Origin of the sequence: Shewanella glacialipiscicola (assembly GCF_023283485.1) — a bacterium.
Lineage (GTDB): Bacteria > Pseudomonadota > Gammaproteobacteria > Enterobacterales > Shewanellaceae > Shewanella > Shewanella glacialipiscicola.
Genome location: NZ_JAKILU010000013.1, coordinates 65,421 through 86,093, shown reverse-complemented (window position 1 = coordinate 86,093; position 20,673 = coordinate 65,421). Strand labels below are relative to the sequence as shown.

Here is a 20,673-nt window from a genome sequence, read left to right as displayed (position 1 = left end):
AGATTAAACCGGTGACAGATAACATTGCTGCATATAGATATTCATCGCTTTAAGTACATTAGTGCGATTAATGGTACCTATCACTTTGCCGTGCTCGACCACAGGGTACACCTTAGGTTTAAGCCCAAGCATTTGTTCAGCTAAGTGTAAAATACTGTCATCTGGCCCGACAAACAGCACTTCAGTACGCATACAATCTTTTACGACTGAGGTCATATCGCAGTGATAACTGCTCTTAATCATCACAGCCAGACAATCCTGTTGGGATAAAAAACCGACTAAGTTGCCCGAATCATCAACCACAGCGGCGCCCATTTTATTATTATCCAATAGTTTTTCGACCGCAGTCGCAAGCGACATATTGGCGCGTAATAACACGGGTTGGCGGTCCATGTGATCGCGGATTTTAATTAAGTCCATTGTCTTTCCTCCCATAATATTTCCCTCGTACTAACCTTATGCTTTAGTTTAGTCAAAATATCGTGATAACGTTGTGATAAATATCGATTGAGCTTATCTAGTGCATAAAAAATATAAAAAAAGTGGTGCTAAAAAGCACCACTTAATTTAATCACTCAATCATGTTCACATTATTTTTCATGGCTGGCAGAACGGCTAAACACGCCTGTAAACACCTGCCAAGTAACGGCCAATGCACCGACAATAAATACCATATCACCGATTGTCCGTACCCAACGTAATGTCACCAATGTATCGCTTTGTAATAGCGCTTCACTGCGAGCATACCAAAGCCCTTCGGATGCACTAGCGATAAACTGGATAATACCTACCGGTAATAAACTGGTGAATAACATTAAGGCTAAGCCGATATTCATCCACCAAAACGATGTTTTCATTAACCGTTCATTAAATATCAACTGTGGACGAATATACCTTAATACTAGCAACGTAAAGCCAAGCGCTAGGAAGCCATAAACACCAAACAATGCGGCATGAGCATGTGTTGCAGTTGTATTAAGCCCTTGAATATAATACAAAGAAATAGGAGGGTTAATCATAAAGCCTAATACACCGGCACCCAACATATTCCAAAATGCTACCGCAACAAAATACATTATCGGCCACTTTACGTTTGCCATCCAAGGCGCACGATCTTTTAATCGATAGTGCTCCCAAGCTTCATAACCAAGCACAATTAAAGGAACAACTTCAAGCGCACTAAACGTCGCACCCACAGCCATAACTGGCGTTGTTGTACCCGAAAAATATAAGTGATGGAAAGTCCCTGGAACGCCGCCTAACAAAAACATTGAAGCCGAAGCTAACGAAGCCACGGTTGCCATGCGTTTGGTGACTAATCCCATGTTAAAGAAGATAAATGCTAATGCTGTCGTGGCAAATACTTCAAAGAAACCTTCTACCCATAAATGCACAATCCACCAACGCCAGTACTCCATCACTGAAATGTGCGTGCGTTCACCATAGAAGAATCCAGCACCATAAAATAAGCCGATGGCTATAACTGATAACATAAAGAGGACTAAGAGATTTTTATCGCCTTTTTGCTGTAATGCTGGTGTGATACAACGCATCATCAATACTAGCCAAAAAACGATTCCAGTAAATTTACCTATTTGCCAAATTCGCCCTAAGTCAACGTATTCATAACCTTGATGGCCTAACCAGAAACTCAGGTTAGCAGGCATGATTTGTGCGATTGCTAAGTAATTACCAATAAACGAGCCCACAACAACAATGACTAATGCCCAAAATAATATATCAACGCCAATTTTTTGGAATTTAGGATCCTTACCGCCATTAATCACCGGGGCCAGAAATAACCCAGCAGCAAGAAACCCGGTTGCAATCCAAAATAGTGCAGACTGAATATGCCAAGTACGCACTAAGCTATACGGGAACCATTCTGAGGTTTGGATACCGTAAAAACTTTGTCCTTCGATGGTGTAATGTGCGGTAAAACCGCCGATAAACACTTGGAATGTAAATAAAGAAACAATTAAAACGAGATACTTAGCTAAGGCTTTTTGTGAAGGTGTTAAGTTAAACGACAAAATAGGATCGCGCTCTGGAGCAACAGGCTCGCCATCTTCTTTACGCAAAAATGCCCATGCCCAAACTAATGCACCAATACCTGCCACCAAAATAACCACACTGATGATAGACCAAACAATGTTTTCAGTGGTGGGTTTATTGTCAATTAATGGCTCATGTGGCCAGTTGTTGGTATAAGTCGCGGTACCGTCGGTCCGCTCAGTAGATGCTGCCCACGCAGTCCAGAAAAAGAATTCAGATAAACGCGCTCGCCGCTCTGGATTTGGCAGAGTGACTTCTTTCATTGCATAGTTTTCGCGTGTTTTTTTCAGTTCAGGCGCGCCACCGAAAAGAGCATTGTAATAAGCTCCAGTTTGTTCAATCGCCTGAATACGTCTTGGCGATAGCGTTACTGTGTTATTTTCAACGTTATAAGTATTCGTTCTGTATTCTTTTTTCAGTTCATAACGCAACATATGTTGCTGCTGCTCGGTGAGTTCAGCATACGGACGCTTAAATTCACCTTCCGCGGCTAAATCTAACCAAATAAGTAGTTCGCGATGCAGCCAATCCGCCGTCCAATCCGGTGCTTGATAAGCACCATGGCCCCATACTGAACCCAATTGCATACCACCAACGGATTGCCAAGCCGTTTGACCATCTAATATTTTTTCTTCGGTCGTTAAAATGTCACCATTTGTCGACACAAACGATGCAGGAATTGGCGGCGCGGTTCGGTATATCTCAGTACCATAGTAACCTAATATAGAGAACGTCACTGCGACGATCCCTAATAAGGTCCACCACAATTTCTTATACTCTCCCATGGTCTTTCTCCTTTTAATTTGTGTTCTATTCCTTAAAAAAGAATATTTCCCCAAGTAAATATGAATATCATTAATGAACCATTAAAAATGATTGCCCATAATCCGACTATTTTTCAAACACTAAAGTCAATCTGATTTCACGCGTCATTCAAATATGTTGAAGATAGCCTATATATCATTTCGATATAGACTATGGACCAGTATAGTCATTTAAGCTAATTCACTTTAACGTTATTTAACAATAATCATATTATTAATGCATAACTGTTTAATTTTTAATCGCGCAGAATTTTTAGTCACTAAATTATGCAGCTTTGCCACCTTACCTGCGGATCAAACATATCACCAGCCGACAAGAATGGACTTTGCATGTGTTTATTGGATTAAATAACAAGCGAAATGCCAACAATATTTTAACAAAAATATCTTTTAAACTGGCTCGAATTACACATATTTTGAAAAGTGGCGATTGCTATATCTCGGTTTTTGGCCATATGTTGCAACCGAGTTTAAAGCGATGTGCATAGCAAATAAATACGGGGAGAGTCACTCGTATTGAGGCAACACACGCTTAAAAATGACTTATTTCATCTTAGGGCAAAGTCACTTACCCAGAAAAAGGCGAGTGCTAGGTTAGTAGCACTCGCTGTTAACGATTTAAAATCCACCTTCGTGATGACTTAAACCATGAGCTTTAGCGTATTATTCATCTTGCCAAATCAGCACTTGAGCGGGTTCGCCATTGCTGCGAGTGGCACGGTACATACCTTCGGTATTAAAAGGCGTCGCAATATTACCGCGCTGATCGACAGCAATCACGCCACCAGAACCACCGGCAGTAATAAGGCGTTGATTAATCACTTCATCAGCCGCTTGAATGATCGACTTTTGCTGGTATTTCACCTTAGCGCAAATATCTCCAGCGACTAAATAACGAATAAAAAATTCACCATGCCCAGTTGCTGATACTGCGCAAACCCCATTTTCGGCATAGGTGCCCGCGCCGATCACAGGAGAGTCGCCAATACGACCAAAACGTTTAGCTGTCATCCCGCCGGTTGAGGTCCCTGCGGCTAAGTTACCCTTTTTATCTAAGGCTACAGCACCAACGGTGCCAAATTTATAATCGAGGTCTTTCATCTCAACACTGGCAACTTGCTCTGATTTAGCCGCTGCTTGCAGTTTTTGCCGTGCATCGAGTAATTGCTGGTAGCGCGCGTCAGTATCAAAATGACTATTCGGTACTAAGGTAAAGCCTTGAGTCAGAGCAAATTCTTCTGCCCCTGCGCCAGAGAGCATCACATGTTCGGATTTATTCATCACCGCTAAGGCTAAATCTATCGGGTGGGCGATATGGCGCACGCCCGCTATTGCACCTGCATTCATAGTTTTGCCATCCATTACCGCAGCGTCTAATTCATGACCGCCGTCATAGGTGTAAACCGCGCCGAGGCCTGCATTAAATAAAGGACTGTTTTCGAGAATATTAATCGCGGCTTGAATTGCCACCAAACTGTCACCGCCCTCTTCCAATATTTTTGAGCCTTTATCAACGGCTTCTTTTAATTTATCTTTGTAAGCTTGACGTTGTTCTGGGGTGAGATTGGCCTTAGAAATCGTGCCCGCACCACCGTGAATCGCAATGGCGTAAGGTTTATCTGCGGCAAACGCGTTCTGTGACATAAAAAGTAGACCCGAAATAATTAAACTAAAGGTGGTTAGTTTTGTTTTCATTCTTTACATCCCCTTAAAAAGTAGCCTCCTTTGTAACCATTTCAACATGTAATTTCAATCCTCTCCTTGCCTGTTGGTTTTATTCTGGCGACAATGATGTCATATCACAGGGAATTTAGAGTGCAGCCATTTTTGCTAATTACTTCACATTACTTTCGTCTTTGCTTATTTCTGAGTTTGATGTCAGTCGTATCGTTCGCGTTAGCGGCAGATAATTTTCTTCGGTTATCAGTTTCAGGCGTTAACGAAGCTCTGCAACGTAATATCGTTGCTCATTTAGGCACCTTGCCCGAATCTGAGGTGCAGCGTCGTGCCTTTTTGTTTAATGTTGAGGACAATGTCAGCACAGCGTTAGAGTCAATGGGCTACTATCACGGCGAAATAGACGAAAATCTGATTGAGCATGATAAGGGACCGTGGGAACTAAAACTTGAAATTACCCCCGGCGAGCCAACTATTATTCAGTGGGTTGATATTAACTTAAGTGGCGAAATGCTTGATGACCGCGCCTTTGATCGGTGGCTCGCACAAATTCAAATTAAACCCGGTGATATATTAAATCACGGTGCCTATAGTGAGCTTAAATCGCAATTGGTAGCACTAGCCTTGGCGCGCGGCTATTTTGACGGTGAATATACTGAATCACAGATCAAAGTGAATCGCGACATCAATACCGCCAAAATCAGTTTACATTTTGACTCGGGTAAACGTTACAAATTTGGCCAAGTGACCTTCGAGGGACATAGCTTAGAGCCCGAAATTTTAGATGACCTTATTCCTTTTAAACCCGGGGCTTCCTATTCGACCAGACGAGTGAGTTCACTCAACCGTCAGCTATTGGATACTGGCTATTTCGCCAATATTAAAGTCATGCCACAGTTCGACGATGTTGATGGCAGTCAAATTCCGGTGCGAGTCGAATTGACCCCCAAGGCCAGCCACGCTATCGAGCTAGGTTTTGGTGGTGATATAGGTAAAACAGACCAAGCCTTCGATCCAAGAGTACGAGTGACATGGCGGACTCCGCAAATCAATAGATACGGCCACTCACAGGAGACCAGCCTAGAATGGTCTCCCGATAGGCCAAAATTATTAACCACTTATACGATCCCGTTAACACACCCTTTGGATGACCAACTGAAAATCCGCGTTGGATTACTGCGAGATAAATACGGTGTCACCCAAGTTTACGATGCCGATAATCGCGATTTCACGAATACGGGGCAATTAGAATCAACCAAGTATCTTATTGGGTTATTACGTCAACAAAGATTAGATAATCAATGGTTAATGAATTATTCCCTTGAGGCTATTCGCGAGGAATATACTCAGTCAGACATCGATTATATGCCGACATTTTATTTGGCTGGACTTAACTTTTCTAAAACGACGCGTGGCGATAATTCCCTCGATCCTAAGTCAGGATTTAGACAAATCTACAGCCTAGACTACGCCGACCCCTATTTGGGTTCTGAAACCCGCTTGGCGCGACTGCAAGCTAAATTTAAGTGGATTGATACCTTCTTTGATAAACACAGAATTGTTGCTCGCATCGATTTAGCCGCCAACTTAGCCAACGAGAATGAACTGGCAGAAATACCGCCGTCATTACGTTATTTTGCCGGTGGTGATCAAAGTGTGCGGGGTTATGGCTATCAAGAACTGGGCCCCTATTTAGACTATATTGCCGACGATGGATCACTTAACCGCGAGGTCATCGGCGGCCGCTATTTAATGGTAGGCAGTTTAGAATATCAATATTATGTCACGCCCACTTGGCGAGTCGGCACTTTTATTGATGCAGGTAACGCTTTTGATAATAATCAATTTGAACCGGTAGCATCTGTCGGAGGAGGCATCCATTGGATTTCACCTATTGGCCCAATAAAACTGGATTTAGGGGTGGGATTGAAAGAAACCGATACTATTGAACGATCATGGCGCATTCACCTGACGATGGGGACAGATCTATGAGCCAGCCCCCAGAGCAACATAAACCCACAGAACAAGACGCAGCCAACAACCCGATCACTGAGGTAGGTGATGCAATTAGTGCATCTGTGACGCAATCAGTGTCATGGCTACAAAAATTATGGCGAAGTTTCAAACTGTGGACACGCATTATTATTTATGTCCCCTTAAGCTTATTAATTGTGGTCGCTTTATTACTCGGCACAGAATTTGGCTCGCGCATTACCGTAGGACTCGCGAACCAATTTATCCCCGATGCTGGACTGACTTATACCTCAGGATCGATTAATAAAGATTTAGTGTTATCGCAGGCTACTTGGTCTATGGCCGGAATCAAAGTTGAGCTTGAGGATGTGCATTTACTATGGCAACCTGCCTGTTTTTTACAAAAACGCTTATGTGTAAATAGCTTATCTGCAACCAAGGTTGATATAACTATTGATACTGTAGCCCTTACAGCCGACAGCGAAACGGTAATTACGCCGCAGGATGAAACACCCTCTGAGCTACTATTACCTTTTGATATTGTGTTAGATTCAGCCACGCTTAACGCTATTCATGTTCAAGTGGATGATATGCAATTTGCGGCGAATCAACTTAGCGCACAAGCGCAATGGTTTGCCGAAGGCTTATCAATAAAACAGTTAACCAGCGAGGGATTATCGGTATTTATCCCCACATCGGCTGATACAGTGCAAACCAGTTCCGCAACGGGCAACCATAGTCCCACGCAACAAAATGCGGATCCGACTGTCGCAACATCCGTCGCAGCGCCAACTCCGGTACAAGTACCAACAATAGCTGCATCAACGGTTATAAATGATAATTCTGCTGAGTGGGCATTAGCTCAATTGCCAGCCGTGTTTATGCCTTTCCCTGTGACAGTCCACGCCCTAACGCTAGACAACACCACACTGCAAATTGGTGAACGCAAAGATGCCTTTAGTCATGTTGAATTACAAGGCCACTTTCGTGAATATCAATTGACCCTAGGGCATCTGCAGTTCAACCATACCGATGGTAACGCCGATATTACTGGCAGCTTAACCCTAGATAAAGATTATCCACTTGATTTAGAAGTCAGCCTCATCCTTAACCAATTAGCAGAATTACCCGAACTCACTCACCAAGCATTAACGCTACATTTGAGTCAAAGCGTGGGTAAATTACAGATTAACGCTGTGGCAAAAGGCGATGCGGATCTTATTCTTAATGGCCAGATAACGCTTGGTGACCCTAACCTACCCTACACAGTGAAACTGGAGCATACGCGACTACAGTGGCCACTGAAGAACCCTGAATACTCAATAAACGATGTGACACTGGTGAGCGAAGGCGATTTCAATCAACAGCAGGCGACACTTAAAGGTCAATTCACAACGCCGTTTCACAAAGTGCTCGATATAGACACACAGCTCCAAAATCAAGGGGCTAAGTTAACGATTAACAAGCTTGAGGCGCTGGGAGCCATTGGTAAGGTAGATCTCTCCGGAGAACTTGATTATCAAAAAGCCATAAGTTGGACCGCTAATCTCAAGCTCAATGACATCAAACTACAAGAATTACAACTGCCCAAAACTGATACCACGCAAACTGCAACTATCTTGCCTGATAGTTTAATTTCAGGGACATTACGTACTCAAGGTTCGTTTGCAGATCCTCGTTGGCAAGTTGCCTTAAGTGACACTGCGCTCAGCGGCAGTTTGCAAGGATACCCCTTCGATATTACAGGGGATATTAATATCAATGATGCTTTGTATGTCAGTTCTAAAGGACTTAATGCCAAAGTGTTAGGTGCGACGCTAATATTAAAAGGCGAAGCTAATGCCAACTGGGATCTCCAAGGTGAATTACAAGTACCCGATTTTGGTCTGTGGATACCTAAAGCAAGCGGCCAGCTGCAGGCGCAAATTAATGTCACCGGTGACGAAAAACATCCCCAAGTTGAGCTCACTGCATTGTTAGCAGAGTTTGCTTATCAAAATATCAGACTACAAGAATCTAACTTAACAGCCTATTACAAGCCATTAGAGCAGCATGAATTTGCCATTTCCCTAAAATCAAAAACCTTACAGTTAGCAGCGGAACGTATAGACACCTTAACGCTTGGGGCAAAAGGCACTATCAATGCTCAACAACTCACCCTGAATGCCATTGGCGATCTCAGCCTTGATGTGACAGTAAACAGCCAGTACGATGTGAAAAAATCACATCTACAAGTCGACATCGAACGCTTAAACCTCAACACCCCCGTTGGCCCATGGCAACTAGACAAAACAGTTAATCTCGCTTGGGATAAAAACAAGAATCAAGGCAGTATTACGCCGTTTTGTCTTATTAACCCAAATAGCCGCGTTTGCTTAAATAACAACACCCCATTAGGAAACAAAGGCAATGCACAGATAAGTTATTCAGGTAACCCGGGGAAATTATTAATCCCCATATTACCAACGAATATGCGCTGGGATGGGCCCGCATCGCTATTAGCTAACTTTGCTTGGGCCGCAAACCGCAAACCAACAGCCGATGTTAATCTGGATTTTACGCCTGGCAGTATCATGCTAAAACGGGCTAAAAATCGTGAAGTGACTATTAATTATCAAAATCTATCGTTACGAGCCAACTTAGATGCAAAACAGCTAACGACGGCATTAACTTTTGAATCGGAAGGCGTAGCAAGTTGGCAAAGTGAAATTAATGTCAATGTCACGCCCGATCGTGCGCTCGCGGGCTATGCCAATATCAAACAAATCAACTTACAACCACTTGGGGAGTTTTTCCCGCAATTAAATACAGTCCAAGGCTTGCTAACAAGCCAGCTTAACTTTGCTGGTAGCCTAGATGCACCTGAAGTATCAGGCAGCATGGCCTTAACTGAGGGCGCTTTAGCACTAACAGCCAACCCAACCTTGGTTGACAAGATTGACATGTCAATGACATTTGCAGGCCAACAGGCCCAACTTAAAGGCCGTTGGATGATGGGAAATGGTTTAGGCCGAGTGAATGGCCAACTGCAATGGCCACAAGGACAATTTAGCGGTGAGTTAGCCGTCCAAGGTGACAAACTGGCGGTGATCCAGCCGCCACTGGCCATCCTCGATGTATCACCTGATATCACGGTTACGTTTAGCAGTAAGCAACTGGCAGTGAAGGGGCAAATCAACGTCCCATCTGGCAATATCAAAATTATCCCGTTAGCAGAAGGCGGCGTTGCGACCTCTGAGGACGTGGTATTTGAAGACTCCATCGCCGCCACTCAACCCAAAACCAGCCCCTACGCCATAGTCGCTGATCTTAATATCAATGTGGGGAATGAGCTCAGAATTGATGGTATGGGCCTCAAAGGTAAGCTGCAAGGTACTTTAAGGCTACAGCAGCAAGCTTTCCGCCCTCCTTTGCTCTTTGGTAATATCAAAGTCAATCAGGGTAGCTATAAGTTTATGGGCCAAACCCTTAAAATCCGTACTGGTGAAGTACAATTTGTGGGACCAACCTCAGTACCTAATCTTAATATTGAAGCTATACGCGAAATTAAGAGTGAAGACTTAGTCGCTGGCGTGCGCGTAACAGGTACGCCATCGCGCCCTGTCGTCACCTTATTTTCAAACCCCGCCAAAGAGCAGGCTGAAATTTTATCTTATATTGTTAAAGGCAGTGGTTTTAATAATGCTAATAATGAGCAGAATAACTCTCTTATGATGGGCGCAGCCTTAGGGTTAAGCTCACAGGTAAGCGGCGGCGCAATTAACAGCATAGGTAATACTGCGACTGGATTGATTGAAGAATTTGGTTTCTCAAACGTGCAACTCGACACTAACGATGAAGGACGCGTTGCGATCAGTGGTTATATTGGCGAGGACCTAATGGTGAAGTATGGCGTTGGCGTATTTAACCCAGGCTATGAAATGACCGTGAGATATTATTTACTCTCTCAACTTTACCTAGAAACCGTATCGGGTACTTTAGGCCAATCCCTTGATATTTATTATAACTTTAATATCAAATAGCACGCTTAGCACAACATCCATTTTATAGGGCTGACGGTAATCTATTCTAAAATCGCTGGATTTGAGAGACAAAAAAAGCGCCATTAGGCGCTTTTTACTTCAATTACGACAATTAAGCGTAAACGAAGTCAACATGCTCAATGAGTGGCTTGAACACGTGGCGTTGCATAGCTTGAACACTTACACCGACTTCTTTACCATCAACAACGATAGTCAGTGTAGAAGTGTAGAAATCTTCATTAGCTTGAATGTTAATGATATCTTTGTGATCAAAAACAATAGAAATTGGCTCTTTGCCTTTGCCATAAATGACAGCAGGTACTTTACCAGCATGGCGTAGGCGGCGGCTCGAACCTTTCCCTATTTCAGTGCGGGCTTGTGCTTGGATAGTGTAAGACATGTGTTTCTCACTTAAATTTAGAGTAAAAAATTGCCGACATTTTCGACCAATGGCGGCTCATATAAAGCGCGCGAATACTAACATAGATACCTAAAGCACACAAGAATCAGGCAATACCTGAATTTATAACAATCTGCGTTAGTAAAAAAGGAGGTTCTTTATTAACTTAAAGGACTTGTATCGTGGCAGTTACGCTAAAGAAAAAGCTTTGCTCTTAAACAAAAAACTCGCGCTCTAGATCACATAGCATCCCAAAAAAGTCTGTTAAGCTCGCGCAAAATTCGATAATTGGTGTGCCATAACATGTCTCATCCACTATATCAGTTACAACAAGAGAATAAACTTTCATACCAATTGGCCCATGAACTCATCTCGCTTATCGAAACCGTTCCTTATCAGCAAACTACGTTAGAATTAAAATGTTTAGAATTACTCGCCTGTACCCAACAAAAAAACCATAGCTTAATTATGCTGATGCAAACCACTCAGGGTGTCGACATAAAAGCGCAAAGGCTCAGACAATATCAATTATCGCAGCGCTTAAGCCTATTAATCTGTCATTGGCAACAGCATCGGGAGCTAAGCACGCTAAACCAGCACTTTATTCCACTGCTGCAACATTATTTAATTGAAGCTCAAGCCTTAGAGCATGCATTTCACCTGCAGACGCAACAATAAAAGTACTGAGTTACCAGTGTCTTACTGGGCCACAATCCACATGCACAAACCCAGAGTTAGGATAATAACCTACACCACCGAGCTTGAGCGATAACGCGGCCTCACGCAGGGTTTTTAACTTAACGCTTGGAATTGCAATATCCATCGCCATTCCCCGCATATGATAACTCTTCTTGGCAACACCACCACTGTTGTTCGCTAGTATGGCATTGGTTTTTGGTGATCGATAACCAGAAATCACATGTATTTCATCATCGGTATTTAAGGTCGTTTTAAGCGAATAGAGTAAATCGAATAACCGCTTATCCATTGGTGCAGCAATATTTTGACGATGATCCCGCAGCAAATGATTAAAATCTTTTAATACCTTACTTTGATAATGTCCATCAACCCAATAACTACCATCATCACGTTCTCCGGTATGGCGATTAAAAAGGCTTAATTCGCGGATACCTTTTGTCGAACGACTCGCCACGGCTTTTGAAGGAATAAAAGAACATAATGCCACACCACTAAGGCCTAACAATAACTGCCTACGGGCAGGACAGATCAAAGTCACATGGTCACCTTTTTGTCTATTTTTTGGTCGTTAAAGAGGCAACTTATACTGAATTAATACTAAGTTCAAGTTTTACTCGCTCCATTCTTTGCCACAATTTTAAAATGCCGTGTGAGTTCAATTTGTTAGTTATGCAAATAGTAAAGTGATAAAAAGCTCCCTCAACGAATATCGAGTACTGCTGCGGGCACAGCATTGGTTAGCTCAGGTTCTAAGTTATATATGTCACTGCGGTAATGATCTTGACCATTATCCTCTAGCCATGCCGTCCAATAAACAAGATGCACGGGCAGCTTTTCTGACAAAGCAAACCATTGTGCATGGGAAACTTCTGGCGCTAATTTGTCCCACAAGCGCTTGTCTTTTACTAGATGTTCCTTAAACCACTGCGCTAACTCAGAAACCTTCTCTATACGAATACAACCCGATGATAATGCTCTATTATCCTTGTTAAACAGGCTAGGTTCAGACGTGTCATGTAAATACACACTAAAACTGTTTTCAAAATGAAACTTATATTTACCTAATGCATTCTTAGCACCAGGGCGTTGAACTAATTTATATGGAAAAGAAGTCGATGCTAATGCTTGCCACTCTTCTGGCGTATGCTGCACCTTTTGACCATTATAATCATACACATCAAACTTACGCTCACTGAGGTAATAACCATTTTTTTTGATTTGCGGCAGAATATCCCGGCGTAAAATACTGCTAGGGACTCGCCAATCAGGATTAAGCACAACACTGGAGATTTGACTATCTAAAATAGGAGTTTGTCGAGATGGTTTACCGACAATCACCTTAGACTTAAGCACTGTAGTGCCGTTATCCACTAAAGTCATGTCAAAGGCAGGGATATTAATCAACAAATAGCTCGGCGCTAATTTACGCTCAAATAGCCTTTTCCGAATAGTATTTTTCGCCAGTAATACAGCCCTTGTTTTAGGGGATTGATTCAACCAATACAAGGTTTGTTTACCAATGACCCCATCTTGCTTCAATCCATGCCTTAGCTGAAACTGCTTAATACCCACCATGAGCTCTTCAGTATACACTTGAGTCGTTTCTGACCATGTCGTTAAGTCGCCCAATACTTGTAAACGTTTTGAAATGATATCAATAGCTTGATGCGTCATACCTAAGGTCAGCTTTTCATCTAGCACTAAGGTTTCCCATGACTCAGTTGCATCAAGTTGCGTAAGATGAGTAATTTGTTTCAGCACGCTTTGGAATGGAGTATCCATAGGAATAACGGCAGAGGTTACTTCCATCGTTCCAGTGTCATTACATGCCGTTAATAACGTCACATAACGCCAATAACTCGCTACATTGGCTTGTATTCGGGCTAAATCTGCCATTGATAATATATTGGGTGAAGCGACCAGCTCACGGTAATCTTGGCTGAATAAGGGATTCACTCCCGCAAGATCTAATAACAACACCTGTGGCATTAATGCCTCCAGTTGCAATTGAGGCTCGGGCTCTATCACGTGAAATCCCGTTCTGAACCTAGTGCTTAATTCACTGTTTAACTCAGGGCCTAAGTTAGAATTTAAGTCAGGATTTAACTCGCGTTCCGCGCTTGGATTTACGTTTTGTGGAGGGACCTCATCAGCTGCATTAACTAAACTGAAAGGTATTATAACGATAACAATGAATACTAAACGGCGAAATAATGAGACAGCCAAGCGAGCATCACTTAGTCCCCGGTCTCTCTTTGCCACTGGCACATTTGATATACACTTTGTTAGTACAACGGTGTTGCGCACCAGAATCGCTAAAGCACAATGAACAAAACGATAGAAATAGCGGATGATCTTTTGCAATACCATAAACACTTCCTTAATACGGTCAGCAATCATGTCAGGGATCAACACTACAAGATGACTATTCCATGGAGCTTAATGAATTGCTAGCGCTAACTATAGATAATGAATAGAAAAATGCCACTGAGGTTAGTCAGTGGCATTTAAGACAAGCTATGCGCTAGTGGCTATTAGCAAAAAGACACTAAATCTTCTTCAACAAATTGCTCAGGTAATTTTTGTAAGTTACGCAGCATCTGTGGATTTGCTAACACCATCGCCCTTTCTTGACGATTAAGCAGCGCTAACGCACTTTGCTGACAACGCGCTTCCAATACCTTGACATGTAATATCGCTTCCGTCGCTTCAATCGGTGTGCCTGCAGCTCGCAATGGTTGTTTATCAACCATTGCCAAATGCAGTTCCATCAACGCAGGATCTTTAAGAAGCTGTTCTAATGTCCAAGGTTCGGCAATAAAATGTTGATAAGCAGTACGCGCTTCTTGTGCTTGAATACAGATAGCAGCGGGACTACGTTCTTCTGGCGTGGCGAGAATACCAGCACGCTTAAATACTTCACCTATTTTAATTGAGCCTGTCCATGCCGATATAGGCACAGCAAACCACAAACCAATCAAAGCAGGGCTCATCCAAGCTAAAAGTGTTAAAGAGTCTAAAATAGCCGCGTAACCTAACATAATACCCGCTAGCATGTGCCAGCGATGACGGTACAAAAGTGTCAGCCAAGGCATACTGCCATCATCACGACGCTGCGGTGACCAACCACTATCTCGCCCCATCAAAATCGACATCACTGCGCCACAATGAATAAACATCATGATAGGTGCGATTAAGGCTGAAAGTATCACCTCAAAAATAACACTGAGTATCGCTTTAATGCGTCCGCCCACACTGCGAGCAAACTCGCCATCTTTGAGGAGTAATAGCACCCCGAAGACTTTAGGACCAAACAACACACCCATAGTAATGTAGAACAATCTCAATGCTCTATCCGAGTCCATAATGGGCCAAGTAGGGAACAATGAAAATTGATCCGTGAAATATTCAGGTCGAATAAAGTGTGCCTGCAGAGCGAGCATCAAACCGGTCAAAATTAACATCAACCAAAAAGGTGATGATAAGTAAGCCATGATACCCGTCAGTAAATGCAGACGACTCACCCAGTGCAGACCTTTAGTCGGTAAAATACGTGAATGCTGTAAGTTACCTTGGCACCAGCGACGATCACGCACAGCTAAATCAATAATCGACGGTGGACATTCTTCATACGAACCCGGCAAGTCATAGGCAATAACCACGCTCCAGCCAGCACGACGAATTAGCGCAGCCTCAACAAAGTCATGGCTCATGATATGGCCACCAAAAGGCGGTTTACCTTTAAGGTTAGGTAAGCCTGCCGCAGTCATAAAGGCTTCAGTACGAATAATCGCATTGTGGCCCCAGAAGTTACCTTCTTTTTGTACCCACCAACCTAAACCCGTGCCGATAACTGGACCATAGATACGCGCCGCAAATTGCTGTAAACGCGCCATTAAAGTAGTGCCGTTAATTAATGACGGTATTGTTTGGATAAGACCCGCATCAGGATCAGCTTGCATACGCTGCGCTAAGCCTGTAATGGTTGACGACTCCATTAAGCTGTCGGCATCAAGCACCAATAAATGATCATAGCGCGAACCCCAACGACGGCAAAAATCCGCCACGTTGCCCGCTTTACGAGCGACGTTTTTACGGCGACGACGATAATAAACCCGCGAATGCTTATGGGTTTCTTGGCGTAATACCAAAAACGCCTGCTCTTCGAGCAGTGCGATATCCGGATCTGTGGTATCGCTTAAAATAAACCAATCAAAAGCATGGCCGTGTCCAGTTTGCGACAGGGTTTCTGCCATCACAGAGACCGCAGAAAATACCCTATCTGGGGATTCGTTATAAGTTGGCATTAAAATCGCGGTACGAGTATGTAGCTGCGTCGCATCCAAGTCTTTGGCACGCGGTTTACGTAACAAGATGAGGAAACCCGCAATACCGCTACAAAATGCTAAAGCAATCCAGCAGAAGTTAACCGCAAATAGCACCAAGACCAGGTACTCTAAGGGGGTAATTCCACCAATACTAAACACTGCGCCCATTTCATAAATAGCAAACAGAGACATCAACAATGCGCCGCCTACTACGAAGAAACGACGAGAAGCACGCGAACGCACGCCATTTGCGACAGTGCTACGGCGCGGAAAACCTTCCGGCATCTTACTTAAATTTTGGGGTTCCATCGCGCCAGGCCGTTCATTTGGCATAGCGCTGCCACCCACGAGGACTTCCGTCTCGAGTACCGAGTTATCGGATACAGTCATATTATGTTGCTCCGTCATGAACCTTACAACGTCCAGCGATAGAGCCAGGTTTCAACCTGACGAGGAGTAGGAAATTTGAGTTCTGCGCGCAGTTCGATAAGCTCTTTATCTTCTGGCTCTAACTCAAAGGCGAGACGGTAACCATTTTTTGCAACATTACGCGCGATCACCACATTAGTCACCACGCCGCCAGAGGCTTCAACTTTAGCGATAGGCATTTCATCTGTCATTGGACCTTCTAATTGATAATCAACCACAAATAAACGTCTTGGCGTTGCTTTAGCAATATCGGCACGACCGCTGGCAGAACGAGATACATGCACAGCGCCCATTTTAGCTGCAGGTTCATCCCCCCAGCTCATGCGGTAGGCAAAATGAAACTCGCCGCCCGCTGGAATTGGTTGACGTGGTTTCCAGTAGCTTACTATGTTGTCGTGAATTTCTGACTCGGTCGGGATCTCAGTTAGCACCACTGAACCTTGGCCCCAATTCCCGACAGGCTCAATCCATAAACTAGGACGACGTTCATAATGGGCTTCTAGATCTTGGTATGCCGTATAGTCACGTTCACGTTGGATTAAACCAAAACCCTGTGGTGAGTTGTCAGAAAACGCACTGACCTGTAATTGACGCGGGTTAGCCAGCGGGCGCCACAAATGCTCACCACGACCGTTTAACATCAATAAACCATCAGAATCATGTACCTCTGGTCTAAAATCGTCGGTATCGTGACGGCCATTTAGCGAATGCAAGAACATACTGGTACTTGGCGCTAGACCTACTTTGTTCAGTTCAACCCGCGGAAACAGTGTCGCTTCCACATCAATGAGCGTGTTATCGCCAGGACGCACAGAGAAAGTATAAGCCCCTGCCACACTTGGGCTATCTAACAAGGCATGTACAACAATCAAGTTGCTGTCATTGTGAGGACGTTCAACCCAGAAGGCGCGAAATATCGGGAATTCTTCCCCTTCGGCATCTGCAGTTTTTAAAGCTAAACCACGGGATGATAAGCCATAGGCGTTACCTTTACCCAAAGCACGAAAATAACTCGCACCTTGAAATACCATAAGCTCATCGAACACACCGTTAGTATTCAGTTGGTTATGAATACGAAAACCAGAATAGCCAATATCATCATTAGGCAGCGCTTGAGTAATGACTTCACCCGCAGTGAAATACTTAGGCTCATAGGCCAAATGTGTCGCTTTATTGCCCTCAACTATGGCTATTTCAATTAGATCTTGGAAATAAAAACCACGGTGAAACATTTGCATTTGAAAAGGCACACCCTGATCACGCCAAATAGACGCTGTCGGGTTAAAACGAATATCACGGTATTCATCGTATGACAGTTTAGCCAGGCCGGCGGGCAAAGGATCTTTGAGGGCCGCATAGGGTTTCGCTGCCAAACGTTTTGCTATTTTTACGACAGTCTCACCATCAAAATCGCCGGTTTTAGTAAAGCGCACTTGATTTTTGGCCGCTGGCTGAGCAGTAGCTTTCGGTGGAGTAACCACTGGAACTGTCTCGGTGGGTTTTGTCTCTTCAGCGTACGCGACACTAGACAAGGCGACAACAGCGCCTAGCGTCAGTGAACATATGAGGGACGAATAAGGTTTGGACGATGGGCAACGCAACAAGCTAACCATAGATAGGTAACCTAAAAAATAAACTAAGAAATCAATGTTTTTTATATAAGCGGTGAATTTTTTTCACTCTCAATAGGTGATGAAAAAAAACAACTGCTTATATATCGCGAAAGATATCAGAAGGAGAAAAAAACGCATAAATAAAGATGCAGTTAACCCCTTTTAGACAATACTATTTGAGAATAAGTTTATACTAAAAAAGAATATAAAAATAACATTAACATGCTTATTAATGGTTTCAAAGTTACAAAACAAAATTAATCGTTCAAAATGCGGCATTATTGCAAATGAATAGCGCCTCTTAAAGGCTCAATTTAATGTCGGTGCATTTAGCTGCCGCAGAATAGTTTTTAAAAAATATATCAAATAAAACAATTGGTTAAATTAAAGTATTCTATAACTGCCACATTCATACTCAGACTAGATTGATCAAAAAAACGATCTTATGCCGCCCTGCCAGCGCCTATAGTTTCTCGATTTGATTTGTGCTGATCGCATGGTAGAAAAATAGTCACTGATAATCCACCGTGTTCCCTTGCCGCCAGCACCAGTCGCCCTTGATGCAATTCAATGATGTGATGACAGATAGACAAACCTAAACCCGCGCCAATGCCTTCATTTTCATTCACACGATAGAAGCGTTCAGTTGCACTGGCAATCTGCTGCTGCGTCATACCTTGTCCTTTGTCAGCAATACAAATACAGATTTGGTCATCAACGGCACATGCTGAGACTGATATTTCAGATTCCTTGGGGCTATATTTACAAGCATTTTCGATAATATTTTTTAGTACGAGCAGTAAATAGAAACGATCGCATTTCACCGTCAAATCGGAGGCAATATCTATGTTCCATTCATAATCCGTAATTTGTGGCATCAGCTGATTAAGCGCATCTTCAATCATCGGCAATATCCCGTGGGATGATACATTAAGCTCATTGATTGAATCGACTCTTGCAAGTACGAGGAGTTGTTCCACCGTATGGCTCATCTGTTCGACACCCGCATCAATGGCAGCTAAATGAAACTTCTGCTGAGGATCATCATCAATCAAGCTTTCTAAACCATGTTGATGTAATTTAATTACCGATAATGGTGTTTTTAGTTCATGTGCCGCATCGGCACTAAAACGGCGTTCACGGGCAATAAAGCGGGCAATGCTATTGATATACAAATTTAATGCGCGGCGCACAGGCACAAGCTCTTTGGGTAAAGACATGGTCAGTGGCGTAAGATCGTTTGGCGCTCGACTAATTAACTCTCTTTCAAAGGTTTTTAACGGCCTAAATAAAAGATAAAACAACAGACTTACAATCAACAATGTCAAAGGTACAACAATCAAGGGAACTATCACTGCATTATGCATAATTTGAGAGACGAGTTCTTGACGCACATCATCGCGCTGAGCAGTCACAATCCAAACATTATTTTTTACCGAGAAGAAACTAAGTACATGCCAAAGCTGGCCTTCAAACATAGTCTGATGATAACCCTGTACAAAATGCGTAATCGGTTTAAGACCAATATTATCGGATAAAACCAGTGCTTCACCCGCCTCCCCCCAAATCTGAAACGCCAATTTATGTTCATAGGCAAGCTTCAACGCATCCGCTTTTTCAGCAAATGTGCTGATTTGACTATCTGGGACATGCAATATTTGTAGTTTCGTCTGATTTCTAACGGGTACGCCAAGATCTGTATGATAAAAAAGCTCCAGCATTTTTGCAGTTTGTAGCATTTGGGCATCAAAAAGCTCTTCTATTTGATGCTTAGAATCACGGGTACTCAACCAGCTAGAGACAGCGACTGAGACTGAAATACCTGACAAAATCAATAATGTCAGAACCAAACGCAGTGAATACACATCCTGCCCCTTTAATCTAATCACTTAAATTTCCTAACGTCTTTACATACTCAGCAAACAGTTAAGATATCAATACCCATAAACGCGGTTGTTGTCACTGAATGGATCGCATTAATTTATTTCAATCAAGGTATAACCGATACCGCGCACGGTTTTAATCAGTTCGTTAGCGAGTTTTTTACGTAGATGATGAATATGCACTTCAATCGAATTGCTACCAACTTCATCCCAACCATAGGTTAATTGTTCGAGTTGACTGCGCGTCAATACGCGCCCCGCCGACTGGGCAAGTTCAAGTAATAATTGAAATTCACGGCGTGAAAGCACAACATTTTGGTCGCGAAAAGTCACTTCGCGCGTATCTAAACCGATACATAAGGCGCCAATAATCAAACTGTTGTGATCGAGTCCGTACTGACGTCTAACAATAGCTCGAATGCGTGCAGCTAATTCACGCACATCAAAGGGTTTACCTAAATAATCGTCGGCACCTATGTTCAAACATTCTAGCTTAGTGTCAAAATCGGTATTGGCGGTTAGCACTATCGTTGGGATGGATACCCCTTGTTGCCGCCAAGCTTTAAGCAACTCTTTGCCGTTACCATCAGGTAAACCAAGATCGAGCACTATGGCACTAAAACTTTCATTTTTAACCCCCTGTAATGCTTGTTGGTAAGTATTAAGGTGATCAACCTGCATGCCCAGCTTACCCAAGCTTAAGCATATTCCTTGGGCTAATAACTCGTTATCTTCAACCAACATAATACGCATTCAATGTCCTTAACAG

General features: G+C 43.1%; 13 protein-coding genes. 3 read left to right on the top strand and 10 right to left on the bottom strand.

The features are described 5' to 3' along the window. Window positions 1-3: 3 nt before the first annotated feature. The 3 genes from L2717_RS11510 to L2717_RS11500 form a co-directional block, all read right to left on the bottom strand. Window positions 4-420 (bottom strand): CBS domain-containing protein, encoded by a 417-nt coding sequence (locus L2717_RS11510; RefSeq protein ID WP_220774672.1) that lies wholly within the window; start codon window positions 418-420, stop codon window positions 4-6. A 170-nt stretch (window positions 421-590) separates the two neighbouring features. Further along, window positions 591-2,840 carry a nitric-oxide reductase large subunit gene (locus L2717_RS11505; protein WP_220774671.1) on the bottom strand — a complete coding sequence of 750 codons (2,250 nt, stop codon included), beginning with the start codon at window positions 2,838-2,840 and terminating at the stop codon, window positions 591-593. A gap of 702 nt (window positions 2,841-3,542) precedes the next feature. Then, a complete protein-coding gene (locus L2717_RS11500; protein ID WP_220774744.1) occupies window positions 3,543-4,574 on the bottom strand; it encodes an isoaspartyl peptidase/L-asparaginase family protein in 1,032 nt (343 codons plus the stop codon). A 120-nt stretch (window positions 4,575-4,694) separates the two neighbouring features. Between L2717_RS11500 and L2717_RS11495 the strand changes: the two genes are divergently transcribed. Both L2717_RS11495 and tamB read left to right on the top strand, forming a co-directional pair. After that, window positions 4,695-6,548, top strand: a complete 1,854-nt coding sequence (locus L2717_RS11495; protein WP_220774743.1) for an autotransporter assembly complex protein TamA — start codon at window positions 4,695-4,697, stop codon at window positions 6,546-6,548. Beyond that, the gene (gene tamB / locus L2717_RS11490) at window positions 6,545-10,552 is read left to right on the top strand and encodes an autotransporter assembly complex protein TamB (RefSeq protein WP_248938052.1); all 4,008 of its coding nucleotides are present in this window, start codon (window positions 6,545-6,547) and stop codon (window positions 10,550-10,552) included. Before L2717_RS11495 ends, tamB begins: the two co-directional genes overlap by 4 nt. Before the next feature lie 112 nt (window positions 10,553-10,664). Here tamB and rplY read toward each other — a convergent pair whose 3' ends face one another. Next, complete coding sequence (gene rplY, locus L2717_RS11485; protein ID WP_220775157.1) at window positions 10,665-10,952, bottom strand: 50S ribosomal protein L25; 288 nt, start codon at window positions 10,950-10,952, stop codon at window positions 10,665-10,667. Window positions 10,953-11,255: 303 nt separating this feature from the next. On the opposite strand from rplY, the gene L2717_RS11480 reads away from it, so the two are divergent. Further along, window positions 11,256-11,630, top strand: a complete 375-nt coding sequence (locus tag L2717_RS11480) for a hypothetical protein (protein ID WP_220775158.1) — start codon at window positions 11,256-11,258, stop codon at window positions 11,628-11,630. Window positions 11,631-11,640: 10 nt separating this feature from the next. Here L2717_RS11480 and mepK read toward each other — a convergent pair whose 3' ends face one another. The 6 genes from mepK to L2717_RS11450 form a co-directional block, all read right to left on the bottom strand. Further along, window positions 11,641-12,189: a peptidoglycan L,D-endopeptidase MepK gene (mepK, locus tag L2717_RS11475; RefSeq protein ID WP_220775159.1), complete on the bottom strand. Its 549-nt coding sequence runs from the start codon at window positions 12,187-12,189 to the stop codon at window positions 11,641-11,643. Window positions 12,190-12,350: 161 nt separating this feature from the next. Continuing rightward, on the bottom strand, window positions 12,351-14,021 hold the full coding sequence (locus tag L2717_RS11470) for a L,D-transpeptidase family protein (RefSeq protein ID WP_220774867.1): 1,671 nt from the start codon (window positions 14,019-14,021) through the stop codon (window positions 12,351-12,353). Window positions 14,022-14,185: 164 nt separating this feature from the next. Beyond that, window positions 14,186-16,369 (bottom strand): glucans biosynthesis glucosyltransferase MdoH, encoded by a 2,184-nt coding sequence (gene mdoH, locus L2717_RS11465; protein ID WP_220774866.1) that lies wholly within the window; start codon window positions 16,367-16,369, stop codon window positions 14,186-14,188. 23 nt (window positions 16,370-16,392) lie between these two features. After that, the gene (locus tag L2717_RS11460) at window positions 16,393-18,021 is read right to left on the bottom strand and encodes a glucan biosynthesis protein G (RefSeq protein ID WP_220774868.1); all 1,629 of its coding nucleotides are present in this window, start codon (window positions 18,019-18,021) and stop codon (window positions 16,393-16,395) included. Window positions 18,022-18,464: 443 nt separating this feature from the next. Beyond that, entirely contained in the window at window positions 18,465-19,910 is a 1,446-nt protein-coding gene (locus tag L2717_RS11455) for an ATP-binding protein (protein WP_248938050.1), read from the bottom strand. 87 nt (window positions 19,911-19,997) lie between these two features. Continuing rightward, a complete protein-coding gene (locus tag L2717_RS11450) occupies window positions 19,998-20,657 on the bottom strand; it encodes a response regulator transcription factor (protein WP_220772828.1) in 660 nt (219 codons plus the stop codon). Window positions 20,658-20,673: the final 16 nt, after the last annotated feature.